Genomic DNA, 3,472 nt, shown 5'->3' with positions numbered 1-3,472 from the left:
GCCGCATAAGGTCCCATGGTCTTAATATCAAACATCAGACCTGTGTTCTTATCATTCGGTCTACTCTTAACATAAACCCATCGTGCAGATGCCGTATCGAACCGGTAAATATCAACCGACTCCGTTTTCTCGGGCAGATCTGCGAACTCACCTTGTAAAGCCTGTTTGACGTGAGCAAGTGGAGCCGGTGCTGCCAGATCGCTGCTGATCGTTTCGGCATGCACAATTACCGGAGAAGTAAGCATCTTCATTCCTTTTCCCGGTTTGCGTGCTGCTTCGGCTGTAACTGCTGGTTCCCCTGTTTTCACAATAACTAACCGGTACTTCGCACCGTCAGCCAAAGATGTCCCTTTAAGAGCTGCTGCCGCATTGACTCTGACATTCATCAGCGCTGTTTTTACCAGCAATGTGGCTTTTGCATCCTTCAATTGCAGAATTCCTTGGGCAGGTACTTGCAGGACAACCCCATCAGCCTGCTCTTTCATTTCAATATAGAGCTCCTTGGCTTTCTGGCCATCTTTTAAGGCTTGTGTTATTGCTTCTGTTCGGATATTGACGTATACAGTTACTTTACCATCAGGTGAGGTTTGTTTAGTAATTTCCGCACCTGCACCTACATCGAGCGGATCTTTCGGCTCCCCGCTTGGAGTAGACGTAGGGCTTACCGTCGGATTTGCCGTCGGCGTTGCAGTTGCACTCGCTGTCGGCGATGCACTTGCACTTGCTGTCGGCGACGAACTTGCACTCGCTGTTGGCGATGCGCTTGCACTCGCTGTCGGCGATGCACTTGCACTTGCTGTCGGCGTCGGTGTCGCACTTGAAGTCGCTGTAGGTGTTGGTGTTGCACTTGCACTCGCTGTAGGCGATGCGCTTGACGTCGGCGTTGGCGTCGCTGTTGGCGTTGCTGTCGGCGTCGGTGTAGGCTCGCCTCCACCGGCCAAATTCACCTGAATCCGGTATGCTTTCGCTGCAGTCCCGCTTCCCAGATCAATAGAGACTAGAATCATTCCATCCTCAGGAATCGTTACCTTTTTAGCTAATCCGCTTATCGCCGGTTCCGCGCCTATTTTCAGCTTCGCAGCCTCGTATGCAGCTACTGCTGTAATATCCAGTTCCTTGGTACCCGCAGGAAGCGTCAAACTATACTCGGTTAGTGCCGGATCGAACGCCGGAGTGAGCGTCCCGCTTCCTACAGCCAAGTCACTCAGATTCGGATTCACATCTGGGGTTAAGGCTAAGGAACCTTCTCCTGACGGATTTCCATCCTTATCCTTCACGGCACCCGCAAGTAATGTTAGCTGAGAGGTTTCCATCACAGTACCGCTGAGTGACAGCAGGAGCTCATGGGATTCTACACTGCCTTGTTTGGTAGCCGTAACCGCCGAAGTGATGATGCCGGTGGTTCCATTCAGCATAAATTTCGCAGCATCCGCGATCGCTTGGATGGGCTCATTATAGGTGATCCGGATCATCCGTCCGCCGCTTTCCATACTTGCTTTTACTGCTGTCGGACCTTCGACATCAAGCACGCTCATCTTAACCGGATGCGGACCGGTATCTTTATCCAGCATCATTGCATTTGCGTAACTGCTGAAAGAGCTCTTTCCTAGCTTGACGCTGTATTTCCCTTCAACAGTCAAGTCAGTCTTAGGGATGAAGCGTACGGTCCGGGACAAGGATATACCAGGGTCGGCCGCACTTTTCTCCAGCTGAATAAACTCAGCAGTACCCTCCAGCTGATTTTGATCCTCCCCAGTAACGATTACTGCACCCTTCGGTAGTTCAGTCACCTTAAGGTATTTGGAGAAGGTAATATCTACATAGCTTCCACCCTCATAAGTAACCCCTTGTACGGAAGAAACTTGTGGTGCTGCCCGTGAGATCATTCCCGCATTTACTTCTGTATGCGGCGGCGGAACATCTAATTCTGTGCTGGACAGCGATTCATAGCCTGCTTTACTCCAAACCACTTTCCATTTTCCCGGCGGTACGTCCCAGCCACACTTCCCGGCTCCATCCGTTAATTGCGGATTTACCTGCTCATACTCTGCAGCATCCCAGACTTTCCAGGCTCCGGAATTCGTGTCCTGGTAGAGCACCGTTGCGGTTACTCCTTCAAGCGGATTACTCTCTACCGCTTCATACACGAAGCCGCTTGGGTCGTAAATCCACTTGGGACTGGCAACCTTCCTGCCTTTTTTCTTGTTTTTTGCTTCGTCCGGATCTTCATTACACTCATTGTAGCCTGAACCTACATTATCGATTTGTTCATCGACATAGCTGTCGATCCTGTCACTTACAATACTTGTAACCTGACCTGCTACGAATCCGCCGATTCCGGTTAAGGCCATCACACCAGTCCCCGCACTCATTGCGGTTTTGGCCACTTCGCCGAGAATAACCGCGGCCAGCGCTTTACCGGCTTCTTTTGCCGTTGTCGGCATTTCGTCCAGGCAATCCATACCGCTCGATTCAACGTTATGCATGATCTTGTTGATCTTACCGGCATATTCCATGTAATCCTCGTATTGTCCCTTAATCTCATCGATATTGCCCTTTACTTCGTCAACCTCTCCCTTAATCTCCATGAAATATTCAGCTGTATGCTCCCAGTTCTCCAGATTAGGAAGCGCAAGGAGACTACTCTTGCCGCTTAGATTTCCTTGTTCTTGAGATAAAAGGTTGCTGGGAATGTAACCCCCAAGCTTAAGACTCATGGACGTTTCTGTCTCAGAAGTCTCATACGTCTTCTGTACGACAGGGATACCTGAGCGGCGGGCCAGTTCCTGCTCCCCAGTGGTTGGAATATACCCGGAGTCAGGATTGACAGTGATCTTATAACTGATCCTGGCATTACTCAGCTGCGGAAACTTCAGAACCACTTCTCCTGAATATTTGCCATCTGCGAGTGCAAACTTCTTCATCGATACCACTTCGAAGTCTCTCATCTTGAGAGGCATTGATGCACGAATCTGCTCGATGTCCGGAAGAGTTCCGTCATAGGTACGAGGGTGATTTTTAACATCATAATCTACATAAATAGCACCCAATGCACTTTGAGTTGTCGGTACAGTGGCACGGAACAAGCTGCCTTCCCTTACTGCCGGAATGGACTCTCCATCCTGGCCCTCCATGTACACTCTTACGTTCTCTACCTGATCCGGCTGTGTAAACTCCAGGTCGAACAGGAACGGATGTCCAGGGACGACGGTATAAGGCAGATCAGGAATATTCTTGCCTACTTCCACCGAAATCCATCTGCCCGCAGGGGCTTGAGAATAAGCTATCCTCACAAGCTGCGGCAGATTCACATCATACTCTGTATAGGCTTTTGCCGATTGTAATTTTACTTGATTCATTTCGGTTTCAGCCCATAAGGCGTGCATACTCTGATTCCCCATATCCACAAGGGTTACGTTAACCTTCCAGATTCCTGAGGCGTTAGCAACCGCACCGCCAATTCGCACATCTG

At 50.0% G+C, this 3,472-nt stretch carries 1 protein-coding gene; it reads right to left on the bottom strand.

Translation table 11 applies throughout. From position 1 onward, the window contains the following. Positions 1 to 3,472: cadherin-like beta sandwich domain-containing protein (locus AQR02_RS06915; protein WP_209444130.1), on the bottom strand; the 3,472-nt coding region annotated here is incomplete at both ends.

The sequence above is a fragment of the Paenibacillus ihuae genome, assembly GCF_001368795.1.
Taxonomy (GTDB): Bacteria; Bacillota; Bacilli; order Paenibacillales; family Paenibacillaceae; genus Paenibacillus_AQ; species Paenibacillus_AQ ihuae.
The sequence above is the reverse complement of the archived record's forward strand: the minus strand, read 5'-3'. Positions and strand labels throughout refer to the sequence as shown.